The 26,276-nt window shown below is 45.4% G+C and carries 19 protein-coding genes; 6 read left to right on the forward strand and 13 right to left on the reverse strand.

The window, feature by feature from the left end; genetic code table 11:
• Positions 1–162: 162 nt before the first annotated feature.
• The 5 genes from QUA10_RS21765 to QUA10_RS21785 all read right to left on the reverse strand — a co-directional run bounded on the left by QUA10_RS21765 (position 163) and on the right by QUA10_RS21785 (position 6,173).
• Positions 163–1,119, reverse strand: coding sequence for a sulfurtransferase (locus QUA10_RS21765; RefSeq protein ID WP_333083958.1), 957 nt, complete (start codon positions 1,117–1,119; stop codon positions 163–165).
• Positions 1,120–1,409: 290 nt separating this feature from the next.
• The gene (locus tag QUA10_RS21770) at positions 1,410–1,994 is read right to left on the reverse strand and encodes a Crp/Fnr family transcriptional regulator (protein WP_333083957.1); all 585 of its coding nucleotides are present in this window, start codon (positions 1,992–1,994) and stop codon (positions 1,410–1,412) included.
• A gap of 87 nt (positions 1,995–2,081) precedes the next feature.
• Positions 2,082–2,813, reverse strand: coding sequence for a serine O-acetyltransferase (cysE, locus tag QUA10_RS21775; RefSeq protein WP_333083955.1), 732 nt, complete (start codon positions 2,811–2,813; stop codon positions 2,082–2,084).
• A gap of 156 nt (positions 2,814–2,969) precedes the next feature.
• Positions 2,970–4,913 carry an ATP-binding protein gene (locus tag QUA10_RS21780; RefSeq protein WP_333083954.1) on the reverse strand — a complete coding sequence of 648 codons (1,944 nt, stop codon included), beginning with the start codon at positions 4,911–4,913 and terminating at the stop codon, positions 2,970–2,972.
• Positions 4,914–5,141: 228 nt separating this feature from the next.
• On the reverse strand, positions 5,142–6,173 hold the full coding sequence (locus tag QUA10_RS21785; protein WP_333083953.1) for a sulfate ABC transporter ATP-binding protein: 1,032 nt from the start codon (positions 6,171–6,173) through the stop codon (positions 5,142–5,144).
• Positions 6,174–6,694: 521 nt separating this feature from the next.
• Here QUA10_RS21785 and gltD point away from each other — a divergent pair.
• Positions 6,695–8,179 (forward strand): glutamate synthase small subunit, encoded by a 1,485-nt coding sequence (gltD, locus tag QUA10_RS21790; protein WP_333083952.1) that lies wholly within the window; start codon positions 6,695–6,697, stop codon positions 8,177–8,179.
• 221 nt (positions 8,180–8,400) lie between these two features.
• On the opposite strand, the gene priA is transcribed toward gltD, so the two are convergent.
• The gene (gene priA, locus QUA10_RS21795; protein WP_333083951.1) at positions 8,401–10,962 is read right to left on the reverse strand and encodes a primosomal protein N'; all 2,562 of its coding nucleotides are present in this window, start codon (positions 10,960–10,962) and stop codon (positions 8,401–8,403) included.
• 79 nt (positions 10,963–11,041) lie between these two features.
• On the reverse strand, positions 11,042–12,112 hold the full coding sequence (locus QUA10_RS21800) for an ATP-binding protein (RefSeq protein ID WP_333083949.1): 1,071 nt from the start codon (positions 12,110–12,112) through the stop codon (positions 11,042–11,044).
• Between the two features lie 354 nt (positions 12,113–12,466).
• Here QUA10_RS21800 and QUA10_RS21805 point away from each other — a divergent pair, with 354 nt between their 5' ends.
• Genes QUA10_RS21805 through QUA10_RS21815 form a run of 3 tightly spaced genes read left to right on the forward strand, consistent with a single transcriptional unit; the run spans position 12,467 to position 13,880 of the window.
• Entirely contained in the window at positions 12,467–12,736 is a 270-nt protein-coding gene (locus QUA10_RS21805) for a hypothetical protein (RefSeq protein WP_333083948.1), read from the forward strand.
• Complete coding sequence (locus tag QUA10_RS21810) at positions 12,726–13,670, forward strand: fused MFS/spermidine synthase (protein WP_333083947.1); 945 nt, start codon at positions 12,726–12,728, stop codon at positions 13,668–13,670. Before QUA10_RS21805 ends, QUA10_RS21810 begins: the two co-directional genes overlap by 11 nt.
• A gap of 39 nt (positions 13,671–13,709) precedes the next feature.
• The gene (locus QUA10_RS21815; RefSeq protein ID WP_333083946.1) at positions 13,710–13,880 is read left to right on the forward strand and encodes a YqaE/Pmp3 family membrane protein; all 171 of its coding nucleotides are present in this window, start codon (positions 13,710–13,712) and stop codon (positions 13,878–13,880) included.
• A gap of 131 nt (positions 13,881–14,011) precedes the next feature.
• Here QUA10_RS21815 and QUA10_RS21820 read toward each other — a convergent pair whose 3' ends face one another.
• Positions 14,012–15,292, reverse strand: coding sequence for a lipid-A-disaccharide synthase (locus QUA10_RS21820; RefSeq protein WP_333083945.1), 1,281 nt, complete (start codon positions 15,290–15,292; stop codon positions 14,012–14,014).
• A 36-nt stretch (positions 15,293–15,328) separates the two neighbouring features.
• Between QUA10_RS21820 and QUA10_RS21825 the strand changes: the two genes are divergently transcribed.
• Positions 15,329–15,805, forward strand: a complete 477-nt coding sequence (locus QUA10_RS21825; RefSeq protein WP_333083943.1) for an ankyrin repeat domain-containing protein — start codon at positions 15,329–15,331, stop codon at positions 15,803–15,805.
• A gap of 105 nt (positions 15,806–15,910) precedes the next feature.
• On the opposite strand, the gene QUA10_RS21830 is transcribed toward QUA10_RS21825, so the two are convergent.
• The 4 genes from QUA10_RS21830 to QUA10_RS21845 form a co-directional block, all read right to left on the reverse strand.
• A complete protein-coding gene (locus QUA10_RS21830; RefSeq protein WP_333083942.1) occupies positions 15,911–16,933 on the reverse strand; it encodes a calcium-binding protein in 1,023 nt (340 codons plus the stop codon).
• 209 nt (positions 16,934–17,142) lie between these two features.
• Complete coding sequence (locus tag QUA10_RS21835; protein ID WP_333083940.1) at positions 17,143–18,213, reverse strand: calcium-binding protein; 1,071 nt, start codon at positions 18,211–18,213, stop codon at positions 17,143–17,145.
• A gap of 249 nt (positions 18,214–18,462) precedes the next feature.
• A complete protein-coding gene (locus tag QUA10_RS21840) occupies positions 18,463–19,479 on the reverse strand; it encodes a calcium-binding protein (RefSeq protein ID WP_333086368.1) in 1,017 nt (338 codons plus the stop codon).
• A gap of 99 nt (positions 19,480–19,578) precedes the next feature.
• Positions 19,579–20,562 (reverse strand): calcium-binding protein, encoded by a 984-nt coding sequence (locus QUA10_RS21845; protein WP_333083936.1) that lies wholly within the window; start codon positions 20,560–20,562, stop codon positions 19,579–19,581.
• Positions 20,563–21,097: 535 nt separating this feature from the next.
• Here QUA10_RS21845 and QUA10_RS21850 point away from each other — a divergent pair.
• A complete protein-coding gene (locus QUA10_RS21850) occupies positions 21,098–25,093 on the forward strand; it encodes a magnesium chelatase subunit H (protein ID WP_333083935.1) in 3,996 nt (1,331 codons plus the stop codon).
• Between the two features lie 53 nt (positions 25,094–25,146).
• Here the strand turns inward: QUA10_RS21850 and QUA10_RS21855 are convergent, their stop codons facing one another.
• Positions 25,147–26,181, reverse strand: coding sequence for an HNH endonuclease family protein (locus QUA10_RS21855; RefSeq protein WP_333083934.1), 1,035 nt, complete (start codon positions 26,179–26,181; stop codon positions 25,147–25,149).
• Positions 26,182–26,276 lie beyond the last annotated feature (95 nt).

The following is a 26,276-nucleotide window of genomic DNA, read 5'->3' on the forward strand; positions in this document are numbered from 1 at the left end:
CAAGCAACGGAATTATCTGCTTGTCTATGCTCAGCTATTGTGGATAAACCAAAGCCAATCGCGCTGATTATTCCGAGTATTGATATCGAGATAATTACTGTTTTCATTCTACATCTTCGGTCAACTTTTAGCCAAAATTGCTGTTAACTACAGATTTATTTTCTACACTGCTTGTTCCGGACCAGTTTCTACAGGTAAATTAGTCTGACTGTATTCAGTCCAAGAACCTTCGTAGATTCTGACTTTCGGATAGTTCAGCAAGTGTTTCAAAACTACATATTGCAGCGTTGCTTCCCGCCCCGTACTGCAAGTAACGATGATGTCGCTGTTGCGATCGATATTTTTAGCTGCCAAAATCTGCTTGATTTCGTCGAGAGACTTCAACTTGTGCGGGTTTTCAGCATCGGTAAAAGTCGGCCAGGGAATGTTGCGAGCGCCGGGAATGTGTCCGTTGCGCGTCCAGATTTTTTCTTCCCCTTGAAATAGTTTTTCCGGTCTGGGATCGATGAATGTGACGCCTGCTTTGCCAATTAAATTTTTGACTTCATCCAGGGTGACACGAATTGATTTGTTGTCGCGCACAGTCAGTGTACCAGCCACGTATTTTGGAAACTCTTTCGTCACAGTTTGAGCTGCTTTGTAACCCGCATAACCTCCGTCGATAACGGCGATATCCGAGTGTCCCAATCGCTCCAATACGTAAGCAACCATTGTCGCGCCTAGAATGTCTCTGCCGTCGGAATAAACTAAGACCCGGCTTTTGTCTGTTACTCCTGCCCGCGACAGTAATTGCCCCAGTTTATCTGGCGTTAGATACTGTACTGGCAAACCGCTGTCCGGCCCGCGCAAGGTGTTGTCGGCGATGTTGACTGCGTTGGGAAGATGCCCGATAAAGTAGTCCATTGGATTGGTGCGGACATCGAGAATTCGCAGGTTGTTGTCGCTGGAGTTTTGGGCAACCCACGCGGGGGAAACGAATTGAATTTTACTTTTTGATTCCGCTGCTTGGGTTGGAAAAAATGGGAACAGAGGAATTGCGATCGCTAGCACTGCTAGGACGGCAATTAATGCCCCTATTTTGTTTCTTTTAAATCGAGCTTTCAGGAATTTAGTTTTCATTTTCTTTCCTCTTGCATTGTCTCTGTCGAAAAGCACAAAAAGCTCCTCGCTCCTAGAGAGCCGATCGCTCCCTCCCGGAATCACCTTAAATTTGATTGACTTACCGTATATTATAGGTATAGCTGTTGATTGTTGCACAGACAGTCTCAGAAAGTCAATAGTTTTTTTTTAGTAGCGAAGGATACAGGAATTTTGGGGCGATTCCCTCCGGAATAGCTTCGCACGCGCGTGCGAATTTGCCCGTGTCAGCAACGGGCTCGCGAGCACGGGGCGAGACATTGATTCTACCCTTAGATTTCGTAGTGCCACACCTCGGAAGGTTGCAGAATAATCCGGTGGAGCGGCAGACGATCTATCAAGCCTTGCTGCTCAAAATGACCGAGGGTGCGAGTGACTGTTACGCGACTTGTGCCGATGATTTCTGCAATGTCCTGATGCGTTAAAATCATATCTATCAGATGTCCTTGCTCTACCTCAGAACCAAACCTCTTAGCCAGCCAAGTTAATAGTTGATAGAGCATAAAATCAACTCTTTTGTAACCTCGCATTACCATAAAAGCTTCAGCCTGCTGAATGTGAGTGAGCAAAATATCTCTATTTAGCCAGCGATCGCCAGATAATAGAATTGCCTCGACTTTAGTGAGGCATTCAATTTGAAAAGGATCGCATTTTGATATCGGTTTGCCGATCGTATCACCAGGCCCCCACAATCCCAAGGTGATAATTGTGCCATCTTCAAGCCACGTTACAGTTCGCACTACTCCAGTTTCAATTCGCCACAAAGCATTGCTTCTGTTCGGCAAGTGCGAGCGGCGAGAGAATATATGTCTGCTCGTTTCATCAAATGTTTTAGTGGAGAGAGAAGCAATAGTCATAGCCAGTTAGTGAATAAATTAAAGTTAGTTTGTACCAGGGTAGCAGGATAGTCTTGTCGGCAAAACTCTATATAAATTAAAATTTAACTAGATTCCTGCACCATCTAAAAAATCTGTAATGAATAAATTAGAATACATAAATAATTCATGTTTTTCTGCCTCTTTTTGCTCTAATCCAGTTGGTGTTAGCGGAGATAATTGAGAGTTCAAAAAAGCAACCTGCTGTTCTAAATTCTTAATTCTATCGAACAAAGCTCGAATCGCTTGAGCTTCCAAATCCGGTAGACCTTGAGAATTTTGAGCATCTTCCACCTGCTTTTTCCGAGAGATGATGCGGCCGGGGATTCCCACAACTGTGCAATCGCTAGGGACATCCCGCAGTACTACCGAACCCGCACCAATCCGAACATTATTGCCAATTTGAATATTGCCTAAAACTTTAGCACCTGCTCCTACCACTACATTTTCTCCCAGCGTTGGATGCCGTTTTCCTATTTCTTTACCCGTGCCGCCAATGGTCGCTCCTTGATAAATTACAGCATAATCTCCAACGATCGCCGTTTCGCCAATGACCACCCCCATACCGTGGTCGATAAACACCCCCCTACCAATTTTTGCTCCTGGGTGAATCTCAATACCTGTTAAAAAGCGACTCAGTTGGGAAATTAAGCGCGGTATAAACGGCAGGCCAGCCGAATAAAGCCAGTGTGCTATCCGGTGCAAAAAAAGTGCTTGCAGTCCCGGATAGCAAAATAATACTTCCAGCCAGTTACGCGCCGCAGGGTCGCGTTCGTAAATAATTTGCAAGTCACTGAACATATTTACTCTCGCCGTGTTTTGGTTATACAGTATCGGCCGTGCCGACGGTTTAAGCTGCTTAAAGCAGTATTGGTTTTGGCATTATTACATATAATACTGTAATCCGACCAAATTACAGTAGTTAATGAGAAAAAAATTTTCCTTTCCCAGCCCCTTCTATGCTGCCTCCGATATTTTCCGCGAAACAAACGGTAGTGCTTGTCTGACTTCTTGTCGCAGCGGAATCTCGATCGAGAATTCCGTCCCCAATCCCGGTGTCGAATCGCAGCGCAGCGTACCTTTGTGCTTTTCTACGACAATTTTATAGCTGATGGACAGTCCCAATCCTGTCCCTTTTCCGACCGGTTTCGTCGTAAAGAAGGGGTCAAACAGCCGTTTTTTGACATTTTCTGCCATACCGGGGCCGTTGTCAGATATCCGCACAATTATTTTGTCGGGGATCGAATATTCTGTGGTTATGGCGATCGCGCTCGGATTGGCTTTCGCTGCTGTGGGCCCGCGATCGAGGTTGTAACTCTCAAGGGCGTCGATCGCATTAGCCAGAATATTCATAAACACCTGATTTAATTGTCCGGCATAGCACTCTACTAAAGGTAAATGGCTGTAGTTTTTAATAATCTCGATCGCCGGGCGATCGGCTGTAGCTTTCAGGCGACTTTGCAGAATTAGCAGAGTGCTGTCAATGCCTTCATGGATATTGACAGGTTTCATTTCGCTTTCGTCTAAGCGAGAGAAATTCCGCAAAGATTGAACAATTTGAACAATGCGATCGGCTCCTATTTTCATCGAAGACAACAGTTGGGGCAAATCTTTGCTGAGAAAGTCAAAGTCAATATTTTGTAAAAATTCTGAAATTTCCGACTGAGGGTATAAAGAGTGTTTTTGGTAAAGTTTTACCAACTCTAACAAATCGCTAGTATATGCCCTGACGTGGTGGATATTGCCATAAATAAAATTTATAGGATTGTTAACTTCGTGCGCGACACCAGCAACTAATAAACCCAAACTCGACATTTTTTCCTGCTGAATCAGTTGAGCTTGAGTTTGTTGCAACTCTTGCAAAGTTTGCTCTAGTTGTTTAGATTTAGCCGTGCGTTCTGCTGCTATTTTTTCAATTTTTTCGGTATAATTTAACAAACTCATTAGATAAAGTGTCGCCACCAAAGTTAAGATAATCCCCAAAATCAAAACAGTCAAAGAACGCCAAAACTTTAGAGGATTAATGTACTCGGGCGTTAGCCGTAATTGCAGCAACCACCTGCGATTTTCAATATTGAGAATTCGGGTGCAACTGCTGCCGTCCGGGCAGTAAGCTCTTTCCCCAATTTGGATGTTATTTTTAATATTTTCATCGGTAATTATCCTTTTTGTCTTGGCTTCATAAAAAGCTAGAAATCTTTCTGCTTCAGGAGCCATAGCATCTTGAAGATAAACGTTAACAAAGTTGAGGTTAGTTTCCTGTAAAGCCGATTTGACAATAGCATCAACCAGCAAAACGCCAAAAGTAAAACCTTTCAAATTTTCTGGTGAGCGAGCAGGTAAATTTGGCTCCAATTCTGCGCCATCTTCAGCAGAATTTTGAGTAAAAATTGGCATGAAGACGAAGACGGTGGGTTGATTTTGGGAAGACCATTTTTGGCGATCAGTCGCGGTAATTTCTTGTCTTTTTGTGGCGTTTTCTAACGCTAGCCGATTGGCATTTAAATCTAAACCTAAATCTATTTCATCTGTTAGGAATTCGGGAGAGTCAGAAACACGGGGCAGCCAAGCGATCGCCTTCAGGCTAGGATGGCGGTAGAGGGCAGGCCCAACAAATGTCTTCACTTCTGGTTTTTTAACGCCGTCAAATACGCTGTAAAATGCTCCAGCAGCCCGAATTATTTCTAAATTACCGCTAACATCTCTCTGAATGTCTGTAGCTATTTTGTCCAGGCGGTCTTGCAGTTCGGCTTGCATGGATTTGTATTCCCAATTGTACGCAACTGAAGAGGCGATTGCAGACAGTCCCAATCCTGCACAAAGTGTTAATCCTGCCTGGATGTAACGGCGATAAGCAAGTAAAGTGCTAGTTGCTAAATTCAAGAATTTGTTAGCAGTCATATTCTTCACCTATCTTGTTTCTAGTTCTCCGTCCCAGGCTCTGCCTGAGATTTCTCTTTTTTCTCGTTTTCTCGTTCCCAGGCTCTGCCTGGGAATGAATTTCAGGAGGCTCTGCCTCCGATTTAGAGCCATGAGACAGCTTTACCAGGCACGAGCCTGGTAACGATGTGGCAGCAGTGTTTTGTAGAAGCTCCCGGATAGTATTTTGAGTAAGATGCAGCCGCTGATTTAAATTGAATAAACAGGGAAAGTCATCGCGTGTTTGGGCTTGACGTAAACCTGCTGATCTCGCGTTAACTGTAGAGAATCGAAGCGCTCGCGACTCACGTAAGCTGTTACTACCTGATCCGATTCTAACACTAACTCGGTTTGTATTTCCCGCCCTAAATGAATGATGCGGCTGACTTTTGCTAATGCAAAACCAGACTGCGGCTTAGTTTGAATTTCCACATCGTGGGGGCGCAAAAACACTACTTCAGAATGAGCTGCTCCGTTCTTGTGAGCCGTTGTGCCGTTGCTGGCGAACAAACCCGCAGCATTCGACAGCACATTGACCGGCCCAATAAAACTCATCACAAAAGCTGATGCCGGTTTGTCATAAATTTCAGCAGGAGTGCCAACTTGTTCGACTCTACCTTTGTTCATCACCACAATTTCATCGGCTACTTCCATAGCTTCTTCTTGGTCGTGAGTCACAAAAACTGTGGTGATATTAACTTCTTTGTGAAGGTTGTGCAGCCACGATCGCAATTCTTTGCGGACTTTAGCATCTAATGCTCCAAAAGGTTCGTCTAGCAGCAGCACTTTCGGTTGAACTGCGAGAGCTCTTGCCAAAGCAACCCGCTGCCGCTGCCCGCCGGAAAGTTGCGAAGGATAGCGATCGCCCAAACCTGTCAACTGCACTAAATCCAAAAGTTCATCAACCCGCCTGCGAATAGAGTCTTTAGGAACTTTGCGAATTTCCATCGCAAAAGCAATATTTTTCCGAATACTCATGTGTTTGAACAAAGCATAGTGCTGAAACACAAAACCAATATGCCGTTCCTGCACCGACTGCTGGGTAGCATCCTCCCCGATCAGGTAAATCTGACCGCTATCCGGCGGTTCGAGTCCCGCAATCATCCTCAGCAGAGTCGATTTCCCCGAACCGGAAGGCCCTAAAAGCGCGACTAGAGAGCCGTTTTTTATTTTCAAACTCACGTTGTCAATGGCGTGGAAGGAGCCGAAGTGTTTCGATACGTTCTCAATTGTAATGCTCATGACTTTGTGTACCTATTTTAGGAGTTGACGATATTAACTCCATATATCTGACCGATTTACAGTAGTATATCCTGAAATTAATATTTGGCAAGGCCTGTAACTTTTTGTATTGTATTTCGAGCTCTGCTGATGGGGACGGCACTGGAAAGTTGACGCTGGCGGGTCGTCCGAGTTAACCCGCGAGGGTTTCCAGATGTGGGATTATCGGTAAATGCGATCGTCGGAGAATAAGCCAATGCTGAAATTACGTAGAAACCGGGTTTGATGGACGAAAATACTGCCTCATAACCTTTAAAACCTTTAATCCCCGTAAAAAACCCGGTTTCTTTGCTGTCGATCTATCTATATTTTACGGCTGCCGACAATTCCCCGACTCCCGGGGATATTAAAGATTTCATGTACAAATTGCTCAATCTGAGGTGCGATCGCACACAATTTAGATCACAATAGTTAATTCAGAAGCGCGCCAGCTTCACCTTTGACAAACTACCAGAATAGTAAATTCTAACCAGAACACCACTATGGGAAAACCAACCGGCTTTATCGAATTCTTGCGCGAATTGCCCTCCGAACTCTCACCAGTCGAGAGAGTCCACAACTGGGACGAATTTCACCTGCCGATGGAAGAGGACAAACTCCGCACCCAAGGCGCGCGCTGCATGGATTGCGGCATTCCGTTTTGCCACACGGGTACAATTATCAGCGGCATGGCAAGCGGCTGCCCGATTAACAACCTCATCCCCGAATGGAACGACCTCGTATATCGGGGACTGTGGAAAGAAGCCCTAGACAGACTCCACAAAACGAACAACTTCCCCGAATTCACCGGCCGCGTCTGTCCCGCACCCTGCGAAGGCGCTTGCGTGCTCGGCATCAACAACCCGCCAGTCACGATTAAAAACATCGAAGCCGCAATTATCGATAAAGGCTGGGATGAGGGCTGGGTTACTGCCGAACCGCCAGCCAAACGCACCGGCAAAAAAATCGCCGTCATCGGTTCTGGCCCTGCCGGTTTGTCCGCCGCCGCGCAACTCAACAAAGCCGGTCATTGGGTAACAGTATACGAAAGAGCCGATCGACCAGGCGGCCTGCTAATGTATGGCATCCCCAACATGAAGCTAGACAAAGAACAAGTCGTAATGCGCCGCCTCAAAGTCCTAGAAGACGAAGGCGTGACATTCGTCTGCAATACCGAAGTCGGCAAAGACTTACCAGCAGAACAACTGCTAAAAGAATACGACTCCGTTGTACTCTGTACCGGTGCCACCAAACCCCGCGACTTGGGCATCCCCGGCCGGGAATTGAAAGGCATCCACTTCGCAATGGACTTCCTGACTGCGAACACCAAAGCAGTTTTAGACAAGAGCACCAACGATAACTTCATCTCCGCCGAAGGCAAAGATATCGTGATTATCGGCGGCGGCGACACCGGCACCGACTGCGTGGGCACCTCCATACGCCACGGCTGCAAAAGCCTGGTACAGCTAGAAATCCTGCCGAAACCGCCCTCGGAACGGGCCGCCAACAATCCCTGGCCGGAATGGCCGAAAGTCTACCGCCTCGACTACGGCCAAGAAGAAGCAGCAGCCAAATTCGGCGACGACCCGCGCGGCTATCTCACCACGGCGACAAAGTTCGAGGGCGACGAAAAGGGCAATGTCAAAGCTGTGCACACCGTTGAGGTGGAGTGGACGAAAAACGAGAAAGGGCAGTTTATTCCGAACCACATCCCGGGCACGGAAAAAGTGTTGCCGGCACAGCTTGTGTTGCTAGCGATGGGCTTCCTCGGCCCGGAACAGCCGTTGCTGGATGACTTGGGATTGGAACGTGACGCGCGCAGCAATGTGAAAGCGGATCATGAAAAATATACAACCAGCATTCCGGGAGTTTTCGCCGCTGGTGACTGTCGCCGGGGACAAAGTTTGGTGGTTTGGGCGATTAATGAAGGGCGCGGCGTGGCCCGGGAGTGCGACCTTTATCTGATGGGGAGCACTGATTTGCCTTAGTTGGTAGGTGTGGGTCGATCGAGATTGTTTGATTTCTGATAATTTATTAGGCTTCTAGGGGCGGGTTTACAATATTTTGATTGAAAAACCAAAAATATTGTAAACCCGCCCTTTGTACCTTGAAATAGGTAGATTGCTATTTACCGTTGGGTGGGGGCGGGTTTACGAGATTATGGATTTTAGGCAAATATTGTTGCTGAAACCCGCCCCCACCCCACCAATCAACCAAAATTTAACGGATCGACATCAATAGTTAAACTAACAGAACGCGGGGTACGATCGCGCAATCCGATCAAATCCGACAAATCCACCGACTCATCCAAAGGCAACTTCAGCAAAATCTGCCACCGATAGCGATTTGCCACCCGCATAATCGCCGCAGGTGCAGGCCCCAACAACTCACATCCCGGTACAGACAATCGCTGAATATACTCGTGACAAACAGACGCTAATTGTACCGCCGTCACCGCCACTTCCGCCGCATCTACACTGCTCAATCGCAACAAAATCAGCCGCCCCGAAGGTGGATAATTCAGCGCCGCTCTTTCTGCTAATTCTGTTTCCACAAAATCTGCATATTCGTGCCGCCTAACTGCTTGAATTACCCGGTGTTCGGGAGTGTAAGTTTGAATAATTACCCGCCCCGGATCGTCGCCTCTACCCGCACGGCCCGCGACTTGAGTTAATGTTTGAAAAGCTCGTTCGCTTGCGCGATAATCCGATAAGTTCAGCAACCCATCAGCAGACACAACTCCCACCAAGGTAACTCCAGCTAAATCTAACCCTTTCGTCAGCATTTGCGTACCCAACAAAATATCAGCTTCCCCATTAGCAAATTGCGTTAACAATCTGCGGTGATCGCCCTTATTTCTAGTTGTATCGCTGTCAAATCGAATTGCCCGCAATTCGGGAAATAATCTCGTTAATTCCTGTTCGACTCGCTGAGTGCCACTACCAAAGTTTTTGAAGTAAGGAGAACGGCATTCGGGGCAGTTTTGGGGGTGTCGTTCCGTGTGGTTGCAGTAGTGACAGCGCAAGATTTCTGCTGTTGCTTCGCCTACGTGGTGATAAGACAGGGAAACATCGCAATTCGGGCATTCCATCACATAGCCGCAACTCCGGCAAGACACAAAGGTACTGTGTCCTCTTCTGTGAATAAACAGGATACCTTGCTGTTGTCTGGCTTGCAATTGTTCCAGGGCATTTTGCAGGGAAGCACTAAAAATTGAGCGATTCCCTTGTCGCAATTCTTGGCGCATATCGACTATTTCCACAGGCGGCATCGGACGGGAATAAATGCGATCGGGCAATGATAAATAATGGATATTTGGTAACGAGTAATAATCTCGGCGCGTCCCCACCCAAGTCTCTAATGCTGGCGTTGCAGAACCTAAAATTAAGGGACAATTTTCTAATTCGGCGCGCCATTTGGCAACGGTGCGGGTGTGGTAGCAGGGGGCTGGTTGGTCTTGTTTGAAGCTGCTGTCGTGTTCTTCATCGAGGATAATTAAGCCGAGGTGAGGTAAAGGTGCGAAAATGGCCGATCGCGTGCCAATGACAATTTGCGGGGTTCCAGTCAGCATCTGACGCCATGTATCGTAACGTTCGCCGTCGGATAGGGCGCTGTGGTAGACGCAAATTTGCTCGCCAAAACGGGCGCGGAATCTGTCTGTAAGTTGCGGTGTAAGGCCTATTTCGGGAACGAGTACAAGGGCGGATTTGCCGCTGGCTAAGATGGGGGCGATCGCCTGCAAATACACTTCGGTTTTCCCGGAACCTGTAACGCCGTGCAGCAGCACTTGACGGAATCCCGAAAAAGAGTTAATAAACGCTAAGGCTTGAGCTTGAAAATGAGTTAAAGTTTTTGGTGCATCGGGCAATTGAGAAATTCCGCGATCGCCCCTGAGAACTTCCCTTTGGTCAATTACCACGCTACCTTTTTGCTCCAAAGCTTTGACAACTGAAGAACTCGCGCTGCAAATTCTCAACAAATCATTCAGCCACATTTCACCGCCACCGCGCCGCAAAACTTCCAATACTTCTTGTTGCCGCTTGGTTAAATCTGTGACAAATGCACTAACAATTAATGTCACTGCCGGTTTGAGTTGTGGTTTGGGAGGATTGGGCGGTTCTAAATAACTTTCTACCCAACCGCGTTTCAATAAATCTTTCAATCCCCGATAACTTCCCTTCACTTGGCGCTGGAGGTATTGCCAAGTGTAATCGCCGTTTTTTTGAGCTTGCAGCAATTGCAAGATTTGACTAGCGGCGGGATTGAGAAATGTTTCGGCATTCGGAGAAATTGCCTCCTTAATTAAGCGAATTCGGCGCACAGAACGGCTTAACAAACCGGGCGGCAGCGAGGTTCTAATTACTTGAATTAATGGTGTACAATAATAGGTGGCAGTGCGATCGAGCAATTCCCAGTAAGTCGGTGGGAAAAAACCAGCACTGACAACATCTTCGACCTCTTTAACCCTTGTGGGATCTAAGTCGGGCGGCAGTTGAGAAATGAACCGAATCGCGATCGCGCCTACCTGTTGACTGCCAAAGGGTACACTCAAAATATCCCCTGGTTGCACGGTAAGTTCCGCAGGTAAACGATACGTAAATAACTTATTTTCCTCCCCAGGCGAGTCCCCCGCAACCCTGAAAGGAGAGTCCACCAATACCTCGATCCACTCTGCCCGCACTGTGGGGCGCTGTGGCGGTTCGCTGCTGCCGTAGGATGCCCCGGCCTCTGCCGCTATAGGGGTTGACAAACCAAAAGTGACAGTAGACATAGGGTTGCACATCAAACTAGGAGGAGCCGCGGTCAAAGGGAGTTTTCATTATCCCTCAGTTTAGCTCGATCGAGCGATCTTAGCTGCGGGATTTGGCGATCGGAATCTCGATCACCAATTCAGTCCCTTCTCCAATTGCGGAGATACACTCCAACCTCCCGCCGTGTTTGTCCACAATAATTTGATAGCTAATTGACAGTCCCAAACCCGTCCCGTGACCAACTGGTTTGGTGGTAAAAAATGGATCGAAAATTTTCGATTTTACAGCTTCATTCATCCCGATACCATTATCTTTGATGCTAACTTTTGCCCAACTTTCGCCAATAATAGAAGTAGTAATGGTCATCTGGATAGGGTTGGCTTCTATCTCGTCCAGTGAAGACTTTTGCTCTCGCTCCCGCAGGGCATCAACAGCATTATTAATTATGTTCATAAACACTTGATTTAATTCCCCAGCATAACACTCTACCTTGGGCAAAAAACCATAATTTTTAATGAATTTTATAGCGGAACTACCGGGTTTTTCTTTAGTTAAGTGCTGCAAAATTAACAAGGTACTCTCGATGCCTTCGTGAATATTAACTGGTTTTTTTTCAGCTTCATCTACCCGCGCAAAGTTGCGTAAAGTTAGCACAATTTCGCGGATACGCTCGGAGCCAACTTTCATTGACGAAATAGTTTTTAACAAATCTTCGCGCAGAAAGTCGATGTCAATTTTTTCCAAAAAATATTCAATCTCTGCATCTGTTTCGGGATACCGATCCTGGTACATTGCGAGCAATTTTAAAATGTCGCCTGCGTAGTCATTGACATAGGTAATATTGCCGTAGATGAAGTTAACTGGATTGTTGATTTCGTGGGCGATACCAGCTACCAAAATGCCCAAAGCCGACATTTTTTCGGCTTCGATTAATTTGAGCTGCATAGTTCGCTGGTTGTTCAGAGCTTTTTCTAGTGTAGATATTCTTGCTTTTAATTTTTTTTCGGAATCTCTCGAATCCTCATTGAGTATTTTTAACAAAGATTCTTTTTTGTTATTAAGGGCTTCTGATTGGCTGCGTTCGGCTTCCAAATTTTCTAGTTTTTTCCGCAAAATTAGATTTTCATTTTCCAGCTTTTTGATTGTTTTTTCCCAGTCTGTTGGTTCCATAGGCTATTATTTTGAGAAAAAAATAGTGTAAGAGCGTTTTTATTACAGAATTTAGTTGTCACCTTTACTTAGTTATAAAATCGTCGCACATAGACTCTGCATTGTTGTCAAGCAAAATTAACATTTCATTTGTATTGGTGGATTGAAAAATTTTATCTAAGATACATTCAAAATGTCAAGTTATTAATAACAAATCTGGTTAAAACCGATCGCTACTTTTATTCCATGCTCTCGCATTGGCGGGGTTTTTATCGGATTATTGATAAATAAGCAGGCCGATCGCAAACTTATAAAGGTCGGCCCAGCGCGAAAAATTGCCCGATTCAGACAACCTTTGTACAAAACCCGCTGGCAATGCAAAGCGAAAATATAAAATGTGAGTGCGATCGACCGGGGGCGATGGAAAAAGTGCGATCGACTGGGCGCGCGATCGCCCACAAGCAATCTCAAGTACCAAGCCACTTGCGAGTTCCCAGAACGCCATCACACTATACCATTCCTCCGAAATCTCACTTTAATGTGTCGATCGTACTCACGCACCCGCACCATTTTGTGTTAAGAACTACTACTTGTGACAACATCGACACAGCAGTTTATATTTGGAGAGTAATTGATGTCAGGTAGCGAAGTTCGTGCAGACTTTTGGATGAGCGAGTACATTACCCCCTGGGATATTTACGTTCACGGCGTCATCGCGGTGCTTGCTTACAAGAAAACAGCCTATCAAGAAATGTACGTAGTTCAGACCGGTACTTACGGCAAAGGCTTAGTTTTGGACGGTAAGTGGCAATCTTGTACAGGCGACGAGTTTCTGTACCACGAACCCTTGGTACACCCAGCCATGATTTGTCACGGTTCCCCCAAAAAAGTTCTCGTTCTCGGCGGCGGAGAAGGAGCTACAATTAGAGAAGTGCTGCGCTGGAAAACAGTTGAAAAAGTCGTAATGATCGACATTGACGGCGAAGTAGTAGAAGCTTGCCGCGAACACCTCCCAGAAATGCACCAAAACGCCTTTGACGACCCCCGCTGCGAAGTAGTAATCGGCGATGCTTTGGACTATTTAGATAAAACTGACAATGATTGGGATATTGTCATTTCTGACTTGTCCGATCCCATTGAAGAAGGCCCATCTTTCCAGTTGTTTACCAAGGAGTATTTTGAGAAAGTTCGCAGCGTAATGTCGCCTAACGGCTATTTCGTAGTGCAAGCGGGCCCCGTTTCTCCGGCAGAAATGAAAATGCACGCTCGCATCGTAAATACCCTGAAATCTGTTTTCTCCAATGTTCAATCTTGCACCAGCTTTATTTCTACTTACGGAGCTCCTTGGGGTTTCGCCATAGCTTCTAATCAAGAAATAAATACGCGACCCGAACCAGAAGTTACTGACAAATTACTCGCCGAGAAAACAACTGGCGGGTTGCGGATGTTCGACGGAATTACACTATTGGGGTTGATGCAGCTTCCCGGTCACTTGCGGCAGGTAATCGCCGCTGAAACCGAAGTTTACACTATGGCAGCACCGCCTAAGTTTTTCGGGAAAGGTTCGGTTAGTCAGTGAAGTTAAATTGGAAGAGAAAACTCGTTTGGAGTAACTGAGATGAGCAATTTAATTCGCATACTCGCTGCAATTTTTGTTCCCCCTCTGGGCGTATTTTTGACTGTAGGCCTCGGTACTGATTTTTGGATCAACCTGCTTCTAACCTGTTTTTTCTGGTTTCCGGGTATGATCCACGCTATTTGGATAATTGCCAAGCACGATCGCGGTTAACTTGAAAGCAAATCCGGTTTTGGGATAATAAACAGGCAAGAGAAAATAAACTTTCTTTTGCCTGTTTTGACTAATTAATCTGGATTAAATCTGCGTTCATCCGCGTTCCTCTGCGGTTAAAAATAAAAAATCTAATTCTTATCAGAATTTGATTGCACCTCAATTTCTTGACAAACCAATTCAGCAATTTTTTTCGCCGCCCCCGATTCTCCTCGAACCGCACGCAAACGATCGCCAATCTGTGCTAATTTTTCAGGATGGCTCAGATAGTCGATCGCCAATTGAGCAATTACTTCCGGTTCCAGCTTCCCAATAAACTCCGGCACAATCTCCTCCTGTTCCCAAATATTCGGCCAAGCATAAAGCTTTCCCTTCCCCAATTGCCAGATTAGCCAATTAATCGCCGTAGCAAAAACTGAACCGACTAACGGCAAATTTGCCAGCAATCCCGGCAATCCATCCCAAGCTTTCATCGCATCCAATTGCTGCGTCGGAATCAAAACAATCATCGGTACAGCTAACGAACCCAATTCGGCAGTATTCGCTCCCACAGTAGTTAAACACAGGCTGCATTCTGATAGCAAATCGTAGGCTGGCGTCTGCGTCCAAAGTTCTATTTGTAAGCCATTTGCTGTCTGCAAAAACGGCGGTTCTGTTAACTGAAGTTCGGCGCTAGCGTTCTCAAATAAATGCAGGCAAGGATTTTGTTTGGGGTCGGCAAAACGTGCTAGAGTTTGCACATCTATGGTAGGAGCAACAGGAATTACAAAGCGAGTTTCAGGGCGGAGGCGATGGATGGATTGGGCGATCGACAAACATAACGGTACACCTAAAGCTAATTTTGCGGCTTTAGAACCGGGCAACAATCCAATTAATTCTATTTTCCGTAGGGGCGGTGTTCCCGTGTCCGCCCTGCCCGATTTCCCGTTCCCTACTTCGGCGATCAAATCTCCGACAACTGTAAATTTCTTAGCATATTTTTGGGGAATTTTAGCAAAAACTTCTGGTTTCATCGCCGCAAATTTATCAATCCAGCGATACCACCGGGCGTCCCATTCAGCATAAATAACAGTGCGATATTTGAGCCTTTTGCCAATAACAACCGTAAAAAATTGATCGCCACCTAAAAATAAAACAATTCCTGTTTCGTGCCAATCCCAATTTTCAGCAGTTTTGCCCGACAATAAGAATGGAAAAAAATGCTCCGGTGCTTGCACTCTGTCAACTTCTGGGTAGGAAGATGCGATTTGCGCTTCTTTCCCTGTGGCGTGGGGACAGGGGGACAGCACCACAGAGATGCGGGCTTGAGTCCCCGCGTTTGGCAATTTCTCGCGCAAAGCTTGCACGGCCGGACGCACCCAAGTTGCCAATTCTCCGGGGCCGTTGGAGAGGATTAAAATATCTACTGCCATAGGATTTAAGATTTGAAAGGATGCAACGGAGATTTTATGACAGATTTAATTAAGGCCGTCAAGACGGGTGATGTTGCGGCTGTAGAAAGTGCGATCGAACAGCGTGCAGATATCAATGCCAAAGATGAGGAAGGTGCGACTGCTTTGACGGCTGCGGCTGAAGCTGGCAATTCGGTGATCGTCAACAAATTGCTGGGGGCTGGTGCGGATGTCAACAGTCACGATAATGACGGGTGGACACCGTTAATGAGTGCCGCTGCTGCCGGACATACGGAGATTGTACAGCTTTTGCTGGAGGCGGGGGCGGATGTGAATGCTAAAACTAATTTTGGTTTGACGGCTTTGATGAGTGCAGCAGGTAGCGGGCGCACTCAAGTTGTGGAATTTTTAATCGATAAAGGAGCTGATATCAAAGCTAAGGATAATAATACTTGGACTGCGTTAATTTGGGCCTCTTCGGAGGGTCACAAAGATGCGGTTGAGGTTTTGAAGCTAGCGCGCGATCGCCATTAAAGACTTAGAAGCCGGGTTTATTCTAGAAACCCGGTTTCTGGAGGGTACAATTAATTATCCCACCGAAAGCAGCAATCAGGCAAATCCCGAATAGCTGCGATATTTCTATCCAAGTAAAAGTGTCCCAAAAGAAGATTCTGGTAATAAATTCAACTTGAGATTTCCGCCACCTTCAATAACTGCGATCGTGTCACCGTGGCTGGTTGGGCTAACTCCATTTTGAGCGAAGGGCAAGCCGTTCGTTTGGATTGCTAAATCTCGATTATTGTTGGTGGGAACCAGAATGTAGCTATTTAAGGAAGAGTCACTGATTTCGATTCTATCCTGACCTTGGGTAAAGTTCCCAATTGTAGCAAAACCCGGCCCAATGTAGAAAGTTTTAAATCCACGAAAAAACGCTCTACTGCCTATTAAAGGTTCCCCGAACACGAATGTATCGCGACCCGTACCGCCAATCAGAGTATCGAATTCGTTGCTGCCGTCACTTTCACTCGCCCCGGAGCCTACTTCAACTCCCATTAATCGGACATTCCCCACACCAACGCCTGTGAGGATATCATTACCCCGGCTTCCGACAAAAGTAGCGGAGCGCCTCTGCTCAAATTGCCCAAATTTGAAATAATGTTCTCGACCAGTTTTTAAGGCTCCTGACTCAACAAACGGTGCGATGTCGGGGTTTTCGATTAAGTATTTCGGTTCCCAAAAAGAAGTCGCAAATCTGCCCTCTTTATTTCCGAATTTGATGAAGTGCTGGTAGCCATTTTTGAAAGTTCCGTTCTGAACAAGTGGTAGCAGTTCTGGGTTATTTGCTAAATAAAAATCTTCGTTGTAGTTAGGCGATACGCGAGTGCGGCCTTCTTCGTAGCCAAACTGAATAAATTGGTCTAAACCAGACGCAAAAGGCGCGTTTTGATTATTTGTGGTGCGAACAAAGGGAGCAAGATCTAGATTTTGAGCTAGATAGGTTTCTTCGTCAAAATAACGCGATACTTTGGTGAGACCGCGGGCTTGACCGAACTTTTCAAAGTGTTCTCTGCCGGATTTTATAATTCCTGAATCAATGGCTGGTTTGACCCAATGATATTGCGCCAGATAGTATTGTTCGTCAAAAATGTCATAATTTGTCATAATTATTTCTCCAAACTTAGTTTGCTTACTCGTCGGTTAAACTTGACGCACTATAACGCTAATTTACTAACTCACTATGTCATGTTAATTATTGTTAACCCTGTTTGATTATTTTTATGGCAAACACAAAAGTACGATCGCACTTTTTTTGAAAGAGCGATCGTACTCCCCAGCAGCAATCAGGCAAATCCCCAATAGCTTAGAGATTTCTAGCTAAGTAAAGGTAGATTAGCTCTAGATTCTGGTAATAAATTCAACTTGAGATTTCCGCCACCTTCAATAACCGCGATCGTGTCAAAGCTACTAATTCCAGAAGTTCCATCTGGAAAGTAAACGAACAAGCCGTTCGTTTGGATAGCTAAATCTCGATTGTTATTGATGGGAAATATCAAGAATTTATCTAAAGAAGGTTGGATATCGCTTGTTGCTAGCTGAATGCTATCCTGACCTTGGGTAAAGTTCCGAATTGTAGCAAAACCAGACCCGATATATAACTTTGTTGGGGAACTGTATCCCTTACCACCAGTACCTTGTACAACGTCTCCGAGTACGAATTTATCGCGGCCGCTACCGCCAGTGAGAGTATCGAATTCATTACTACCCTCACTTTCATAATTTCTGCCGGGGATGGAAAAAGCACCACCTGTACCTAAACCTACTTCAACTCCAATTAATTCGGTATTACCCACCCCAGCACCGGTAATGATGTCATTCCCGGAACTTCCGATAAAAGTCGCAGAGCGGCTTGGATCGTTTTTGCCGAAATTGAAGTAGTGCTCCCGACCAGTTTTCAACGCTCCCGATTCGACAAACGACTGAACATCGGAGTATTTGTTTAAGTATTCTTTTTCAAAAAAAGAAGTCCCAAACTGACCGTCTTTGATGCCGAATTGAACGAAATGCTGGTAGCCGTTTTTAAAAGTTCCATTCTGAATAAATGGCTGCAACTGTCGGTTATTTGCTACATAAAATGCTTCGTCATACTCAGGCGATACGCGAGTGCGACCTTCTTCGTAACCATATTGGATAAAGTGGTCTAGGCCGGTCGCAAAAGGTGCATTTGGGTTGTTGGGGGTGCGGACTAAGGCAGCGATATCTGGGTTGCCAGCGAGGTAAGTAGCTTCGTCAAAATACCGCGATACTTTGGTTAAGCCACCGACTTGACCGAATTTTTCAAAGTGTTCTCTTCCAGATTTAATGACTCCTGCATCAATGGCTGGCTTGACCCAAGGATATTGAGCAAGGTAGTATTTTTCGTCAAAAATTGCGTAACTAGCCATGTTTTCCTACTGCGGCTTTAATGAGCTGTTTATGCAATTTATCAATAATCTGAAACTGAGACAATTACCTGATCGGGTGATTTTTTCCAAGTGTCAGTCAAATCTCATTTAAGCTCTCTAAAGATGTCGTAATTCATCGTTGTTTATTGGAGAACGTAAAGTGCGATCGCGGAATGCGAGTTGTTGGTATAGGAAAGTGCGATCGCACCGACAGCATCCCAAAGAAAATTATGAATAGATTCGATATTTCTACCCAAGGAAAGATCTAATAACACTCGATCCTGGTAATAGATTCAAATTGAGATTGCCGCCACCTTCAACAACAGCGATTGTGTCAAAGCGACTGGTTATGAAAACTCCATTTTCAACGACGGGAAAGCCATTCGTTTGGATAGCTAAATCTCGATTATTGTTGATTGAAAACACCAATAGTTGATCTAAGGGAATCCCTATCTGGATGATATCCTGACCTTGAGTAAAGTTCCGAATAGTAGCAAAACCTGGGCCGATGTAGAACTGTCTGGATGAGAGGGTTCCTCCCCTGAAGCCAACAATGTCACCTAGCACGAATGTATCGCGGCCGCTACCGCCCGTGAGAGTATCGAATTCATTGCTGCCGTCACTTTCATAATTTCGGGGGCCGGGATAGGTAACACCTACTTCAACTCCAATTAATTCGACCTTCCCTACCCCTACACCAGTGAGGATGTCATTACCGGAAGTTCCGACAAAAGTTGCCTCGCGGCTTGGCTCGAATTGCCCAAACTTGAAGTAATGTTCCCGACCAGTTTTTAAGGTTCCAGAGCTGATAGCCTCAAACACATTGAATAAGTATCCCGGTTCAAAGAAAGATGTTCCAAAACGACCTTCTTTTACCCCGAATTGAATGAAATGCTGGTAGCCATTTTTAAAAGTTCCATTCTGAATAAACGGCTGCAAATCTCGGTTAGTTGCTACATAAAACGCTTCGTCATACTCAGGCGATACGCGAGTGCGACCCTCTTCGTAACCGTATTGGATAAAGTGATCTAACCCTGTAGCAAACGGCGCGTTTGGATTGACTGTGCGGACAAAGGGTTTAAGGTCTGGATTTCCTTCAAGGTAAGTATCTTCGTCAAAATACCGCGATATTTTTGTGAGACCGGCGGCTTGACCAAATTTTTCAAAGTGTTCTCTTCCTGATTTGATGATTCCTGAATAAATGGCTGGTTTGAGCCACGGATATTGCGAAAGGTAGTATTGTTCGTCGAAGATATCGTAATTCATAGTTTGCTGTTTAAAGTAAAGTACGATAAAAAAAAAGTCATCAATCATCAGTATTAACTAATGACCAATGACCGATGACTAATGACTAATGACCAATGACTAACCAATCAAGAAAGTACCGTTACCGTTAGATTCTTGGAAACTCAAATTCAAACTTGCTCCTCCTTCAATCACGCCCAGCACATCTCCAAAACGCTGGATTGACAAATTGTTGCCAACCGGAGTTAGGCTGTAGCCGTTTAAAGAAGTTCCTTGCAGTTGGATAAAATCGCTTTCTATGTCGAAGTTGCGAATGGTAGCTTGACCGTTACCCAAATACAGCGGTGTCGGGCTAAAATTCCCAGATGTAGCAGGAACTCCCAGTACGAATGTATTGGTTCCCGGAGCACCAATCAAGACATCGAATTCATTGGTGCCAAAGCTTTCATACTGTCGGTTGCGTTGCGAATCTAGACCTACTTCCACTCCCACAAGTTCGACATCCCCGACGCCAACACCAGTTAAAACATCGTTGCTGCGGCTGCCGACAAAAGTTGCGTCGCGGGCAGGCTCAAATTGTCCAAAATTGAAGAAGTGTTCCCGGCCTGTTCTCAAGTTTCCAGAGTTGACAAACGGCACAATATCGGGGTTTTCTTTTAAGTATTCCGGTTCAAAAAATGAAGTCCCAAACCGACCGTCTCTGATTCCGAATTGAGTGAAATGGTCGAAGCCTGATTTGAAAGTTCCGTTCTGAACGAACGGTGCGACATCTGAGTTGTTTGCTAAATAAAAATTTTCGTTGTACTCAGGGGATACTTGGGTGCGGCGCTGTCCTTCATCGTAACCGAACTGGATAAAGTGATCGAGGCCGGTCGCAAAAGGTGCGTTTGGGTTGACTGTGCGGACGAAGGGTGCTAGGTCTGGATTCCCAGCAAGGTAAGCATTTTCGTCAAAATAACGCGATACTTTAGTTAGACCGCCGGCTTGACCAAATTTTTCAAAGTGTTCTCTCCCGGATTTGATTACTCCTGCATCAATCGCTGGTTTGATCCAAGGATATGAGGCCAGGTAGAATTGTTCGTCGAAAATTGCGTAGTTAGCCATGTTTCCCCCTTAAGGTTGGGATGAGTTTGAGAGTTTATAACAATTAGCTTTCCATGAACTCGATCGCCGATCAGGAATTTACACCAAACGGACGTTATGAAATGGTTTTAAGTTCCTGGTATAATATCACTTTTTGTGACTCAGCAATTATCCGAAGGCTACATTCTGCCCTCAGAAATTATACCTTTTTCCCCTCAGTTAATTGCTCTATCGCAAGTGTGATCAATTCTACAAAACTTGGAACTTTTTTCAGGATTTTTTTCTCAAATGTTGGTTAATTTTTAATTATTTTTATCCTACCAATTAATCGTATACATATTTTTGTTAATATGTCAAGTAAATTATTGTAAACAAAATATGGAGTATTTGCTCAAGGAATTTATAAAAAAATGTAACGAAAATTTGACCTAAATTTGTCGAATTGTGTCATGTGCAGGCTCAAATCGCCTAATGGCAAGCGTTTTCTGGTAAAAATGCTTATGGGATAAAAAAATTCCCGATTCCCGAAAACAGCATCTTAAAGGAGCCTAACCGGATGTTCACTCACGTCAAGCCCACCATTCGCCACGTTGTGCCGGAAAACTTGCAGGGGCGATCGCTCATGAAGGTGGTCTATGTCGTACTGGAACCGCAGTATCAAAGCGCCCTGTCCGCAGCGGTTCGATCGATAAACCAGAAAAATCCGAATTTGGCAATAGAAATCAGCGGCTACCTGATCGAGGAACTCCGCAGCCCGGAAAATTACGAAGCCTTCAAGCGGGATGTGGCAGATGCCAATGTATTTATTGCTTCTCTAATTTTCATCGAAGATTTGGCAGAAAAAGTTGTAGCGGCGGTGGAACCGCTGCGCGACAGCTTGGATGTCGCCGTCGTCTTCCCGTCAATGCCAGGGGTGATGCGCCTCAATAAAATGGGCAGTTTCTCGATGGCACAGTTGGGACAAAGCAAAAGTGCGATCGGCGAATTCATGAAAAAACGGAAGGAAAAATCCGGGAGTTCCTTCCAAGACGGAATGCTGAAACTGCTGCAAACTTTGCCGAAAGTGCTGAAATATTTGCCGATCGACAAAGCCCAAGATGCGCGCAACTTCATGCTGAGTTTCCAGTATTGGCTGGGCGGTTCCCAAGAAAATTTGGAAAACTTCCTGCTGATGCTGTCCCATAAATATGTCTTCAAAGGCCAGTCACAGCCAACTTTCCAAGAACCTGTTGTCTACCCCGACATGGGAATTTGGCATCCTTTGGCACCGTCGATGTTTGAAGATGTAAAAGCATATCTGACCTGGTTTAATGCCCGTACAGATATTTCTGCCGATCTCAAAGATCCCCTCGCACCTTGCATTGGTTTAGTGTTGCAACGCACTCACTTAGTCACAGGAGATGACGCGCACTATGTAGCAATGGTGCAGGAATTGGAGGCAATGGGCGCGCGGGTTGTGCCGATTTTTGCCGGCGGTTTGGACTTCTCTAAACCTGTGGAAACTTTTTTCTTGGAAGTCGGGGCAAAAGGTGTGACACCTCTGCCGATCGTTGATGCGGTGGTTTCTCTGACTGGTTTTGCTTTGGTGGGCGGCCCGGCGAAACAAGATCACCCGAAGGCGATCGAATCTTTGAAAAAATTAAATTGCCCTTACATGGTGGCTTTGCCCCTGGTTTTCCAAACGACAGAAGAATGGGAAAATAGCGATTTAGGCTTGCACCCGATTCAAGTTGCGTTGCAAGTTGCGATTCCTGAGTTGGATGGTGCGATCGAACCGATTATTGTGTCGGGACGCGATGGTGCAACTGGAAAGGCGATCGCCCTACAAGACCGGATCGAAGCAATTTCCCAGCGCGCTATGAAGTGGGCAATGCTGCGCCGCAAACCAAAATTAGATAAGAAAGTTGCGATCACAGTTTTCAGTTTTCCTCCCGATAAAGGCAACGTCGGAACAGCCGCTTACTTGGACGTTTTCGGCTCGATTTACGAAGTATTGAAAGCCTTAAAAGGTAACGGTTACGACTTGCCAGAATTGCCGGATTCCGCCGAGAAACTGATGCAAGAAGTCATTCATGACGCAACAGCCCAATACCAAAGTCCCGAATTAAATATTGCTTACCGGATGTCCGTAGCTGAATACGAAGAATTCACTCCTTACTCGGAACGGTTGCAAGAAAATTGGGGCCCGCCTCCGGGACATTTGAACAGCGACGGACAAAATTTGCTGATTTTTGGCAAACATTTTGGCAATGTGTTTATCGGAGTACAACCTACTTTTGGATACGAAGGCGATCCGATGCGGTTGTTATTCTCTCGTTCTGCTAGCCCCCACCACGGTTTTGCTGCGTACTACACTTATTTGGAGCGCATTTGGGGTGCGGATGCGGTGCTGCACTTTGGCACTCACGGTTCCCTGGAATTCATGCCAGGTAAGCAGATGGGGATGTCTGTTGATTGTTATCCTGACAGTTTGATCGGCAAGATTCCTAACCTCTATTATTACGCCGCTAATAATCCTAGTGAGGCAACAATTGCTAAGCGCCGCAGTTATGCTGAAACAATCAGTTATCTGACTCCTCCGGCTGAAAATGCTGGGTTGTACAAAGGTTTGCAGGAACTCAGCGAGTTAATTGCTTCTTATCAAACTTTGAAAGAGACTGGGCGCGGTGTGCCGATTGTGGATGCGATCGTTGAAAAATGCCGTTTGGTGAATTTGGATAAGGATATCGCGTTACCTCCCGAACAAGAACGAGGGGTTGCTGCGGATATGACTGCGGAGGAACGGGACAATTTAGTTGGCTTGGTTTACCGCAAGTTGATGGAGATTGAGTCGCGGTTGTTACCTTGCGGTTTGCACGTGATCGGTAAGCCACCGACTGCTGAAGAGGCGATCGCAACTTTGGTTAACATTGCCAATTTAGACCGGGAAGAAGACGGATTAATCAGTTTGTCGCGGATTATTGCTCAAAGTCTCGATCGCAATATTGACGAGATCTACACCAACAACGACAAAGGCATTTTAGCAGATGTTGAATTGCTGCAAAACATCACCTTAGCCTGTCGGGATGCTGTTAGCGCTTTGGTGAAGGAACAAACCGATGCTGAGGGTAGAGTTTCCCTTGTTTCTAAGTTGAATTTCTTCAACATGGGCAAGAAAACACCTTGGATTGAAGCCTTGCACGCAGCCGGTTATAAAAAGGTCGATCCAGAACTGATTAAACCGCTGTTTGAGTATCTGGAATTCTGCTTGCAGCAAGTTTGTGCCGACAACGAATTGGGCGCATTATTGCGCGCGCTAGAGGGCGAATACATTATCCCCGGCCCTGGTGGCGATCCGATTCGCAACCCGGATGTTTTGCCGACTGGCAAGAATATGCACGCTTTGGACCCGCAGTCAATCCCTACCACGGGGGCGATCAAGTCTGCTAAGGTTGTAGTCGATCGGCTGTTAGAAAGACAGCGCGTTGATAACGGCGGAAATTATCCAGAAACCATCGCCGTTGTGTTGTGGGGAACCGACAACATCAAGACTTACGGCGAATCCCTCGCCCAAGTAATGTGGATGGTGGGAGTGAAGCCAGTTCCCGACGCTTTGGGCCGGGTAAACAAACTCGAATTGCTTTCTTTAGAAGAGTTGGGACGCCCTCGGATTGACGTAGTAATTAACTGTTCCGGCGTATTCCGCGACTTGTTCATCAACCAAATGAATTTGTTAGATAAAGCCGTGAAAATGGCAGCGGAAGCCGACGAACCCTTAGAGATGAACTTCGTCCGCAAACACGCCCTGAAGCAAGCGGAAGAAATGGGAATCAACCTGCGACAAGCAGCAACCCGCGTATTTTCCAATGCTTCTGGTTCCTATTCATCTAACGTCAACTTGGCGGTGGAAAACAGCACTTGGGAAAGCGAAGCCGAGTTGCAGGAAATGTACTTAACTCGCAAATCCTTCGCCTTTTCTTCCGACAATCCCGGAACAATGGAACAAGACCGGAAGATTTTTGAATCATCCTTGAAAACTGCGGAAGTCACCTTCCAGAACTTGGATTCTGCCGAGATTTCCCTAACCGACGTGTCGCACTATTTCGACTCTGATCCGACTAAATTGATCGGCAGTTTGCGCGCAGATGGGAAGAAACCAGCATCCTTTGTTGCTGATACAACGACAGCCAACGCGCAGGTGCGGACGCTATCAGAAACCGTGCGCTTAGATTCGCGCACAAAGCTGCTGAATCCGAAGTGGTACGAGGGGATGTTGTCGCACGGTTATGAAGGCGTGCGGGAGATTTCTAAGCGTCTGGTGAATACGACTGGATGGAGTGCGACGGCGGGCGCTGTGGATAATTGGGTGTATGAAGATGTCAACACTACGTTTATCCAAGATGAGGAGATGCAGAAGCGTTTGCTTAACTTAAATCCTCATTCGTTCCGCAAGATTGTCAGCACTTTGCTTGAGGTGAATGGCCGGGGTTATTGGGAGACTTCGGAGAACAATTTGGATCGCTTGCGTGAGTTGTATCAGGAGGTGGAAGACCGGATTGAGGGGGTAGAATAGGATAGTTTGGGGCAGGCTTTTTGGCCTGCCTCTACATTCTGGATAACTTGCTACTATTTTTCAAAACCCCATACTCGCCTAGCTAAGTTAATGAGCATTTCTTGACGCTTGTCTATGGCTTTGGAATCCCAAACATCAAACTGATCGAGATTAAGGTGATTTACAGTGCGGTTTAATTGCGTGTTATTCCCCACAGCAGGCTTTTCAACTAGCGAACGAGTGAGCAAAAGCTGTGACTGCTTATAACCGCTTTTCTTAGCATCATACATCGAGTCAGAGAGAGAACTATTGATTGTCTTTTCTAAAAGAACTAAGTTACCAAGCTTTTCAACATAAGAACCATACTCATTCGGTTTATCAAATTTACTTCTCGACTCAGGCTTGACAGATTTAGGTAATATGTGTTCAATAGTTATCGATTTATCTAAGTATCGATCTAACTGGCTAGTATTACTGTAAGCTTGGTTATCCACAAATTGAGTTATTTTAGCTAGTACATAGCGAATACGATATGTAGCTATTTTAGATTCTGTTAATTCACGGAAAGCAGAATTAAACTCATTAGATAAAGATGCCAACTTTTCTGTAAAATACAATTCAATAAAAGCTTCAAAATCTTCTCGTTTTCTTACTTCCAGGAGGTTTTGACTCCACTGGGAAAAATCACGAATCATATTGATGTCCTTACGAGTCGAACGAGTAATAGTGTAAGTAAATAAAAGATTTTCAATCTGACAGCATAATTCTATGAATAAATCCTTGGGCATTTCTCTTGCTGCAAGAAGTAAGATGAAGTGCTGGCTATATCTTCCTTGTAGCTTTTTAATATTCTTCAAGGATTGATTGTCTGAACCATCAACATTTTTACATCTAGTAAAGTTGCTGAAGTCTTCACTTGCTTTGATCAAAGTATCCACGAACTTCAAAGGATATTTATCTATTTTATATCTGCTACCTTCGTTAGTAAACCAATCATATATAGCTTCTTCTGGAAAGTTATTCTGCAAATTAACTTGATAGTGAGACATAATATAATAACGCAAGAATCGCATAGGATCTTCCTTGCAATCATGAATAATATTAATCATTTTATCCCATCGCTTTTTGGTAGTGGCCAAGAAGTAATGATGGTAAGATAGTAGCCTTGATAAGTTTTTTGTGAACTATGCCGAATTGTCCCGTT

The sequence above is a fragment of the Microcoleus sp. Pol8_D6 genome, assembly GCF_036700965.1.
GTDB lineage: Bacteria > Cyanobacteriota > Cyanobacteriia > Cyanobacteriales > Microcoleaceae > Microcoleus.

Coding starts and splice junctions, on each gene's coding strand:
- QUA10_RS21765 (WP_333083958.1), bottom strand. CDS start 1,119: ATGAAAACTAAATTCCTGAAAGCTCGATTTAAAAGAAACAAAATAGGG.
- QUA10_RS21770 (WP_333083957.1), bottom strand. CDS start 1,994: ATGACTATTGCTTCTCTCTCCACTAAAACATTTGATGAAACGAGCAGA.
- cysE (WP_333083955.1), bottom strand. CDS start 2,813: ATGTTCAGTGACTTGCAAATTATTTACGAACGCGACCCTGCGGCGCGT.
- QUA10_RS21780 (WP_333083954.1), bottom strand. CDS start 4,913: ATGACTGCTAACAAATTCTTGAATTTAGCAACTAGCACTTTACTTGCT.
- QUA10_RS21785 (WP_333083953.1), bottom strand. CDS start 6,173: ATGAGCATTACAATTGAGAACGTATCGAAACACTTCGGCTCCTTCCAC.
- gltD (WP_333083952.1), top strand. CDS start 6,695: ATGGGAAAACCAACCGGCTTTATCGAATTCTTGCGCGAATTGCCCTCC.
- priA (WP_333083951.1), bottom strand. CDS start 10,962: ATGTCTACTGTCACTTTTGGTTTGTCAACCCCTATAGCGGCAGAGGCC.
- QUA10_RS21800 (WP_333083949.1), bottom strand. CDS start 12,112: ATGGAACCAACAGACTGGGAAAAAACAATCAAAAAGCTGGAAAATGAA.
- QUA10_RS21805 (WP_333083948.1), top strand. CDS start 12,467: ATGCAAAGCGAAAATATAAAATGTGAGTGCGATCGACCGGGGGCGATG.
- QUA10_RS21810 (WP_333083947.1), top strand. CDS start 12,726: ATGTCAGGTAGCGAAGTTCGTGCAGACTTTTGGATGAGCGAGTACATT.
- QUA10_RS21815 (WP_333083946.1), top strand. CDS start 13,710: ATGAGCAATTTAATTCGCATACTCGCTGCAATTTTTGTTCCCCCTCTG.
- QUA10_RS21820 (WP_333083945.1), bottom strand. CDS start 15,292: ATGGCAGTAGATATTTTAATCCTCTCCAACGGCCCCGGAGAATTGGCA.
- QUA10_RS21825 (WP_333083943.1), top strand. CDS start 15,329: ATGACAGATTTAATTAAGGCCGTCAAGACGGGTGATGTTGCGGCTGTA.
- QUA10_RS21830 (WP_333083942.1), bottom strand. CDS start 16,933: ATGACAAATTATGACATTTTTGACGAACAATACTATCTGGCGCAATAT.
- QUA10_RS21835 (WP_333083940.1), bottom strand. CDS start 18,213: ATGGCTAGTTACGCAATTTTTGACGAAAAATACTACCTTGCTCAATAT.
- QUA10_RS21840 (WP_333086368.1), bottom strand. CDS start 19,479: ATGAATTACGATATCTTCGACGAACAATACTACCTTTCGCAATATCCG.
- QUA10_RS21845 (WP_333083936.1), bottom strand. CDS start 20,562: ATGGCTAACTACGCAATTTTCGACGAACAATTCTACCTGGCCTCATAT.
- QUA10_RS21850 (WP_333083935.1), top strand. CDS start 21,098: ATGTTCACTCACGTCAAGCCCACCATTCGCCACGTTGTGCCGGAAAAC.
- QUA10_RS21855 (WP_333083934.1), bottom strand. CDS start 26,181: ATGATTAATATTATTCATGATTGCAAGGAAGATCCTATGCGATTCTTG.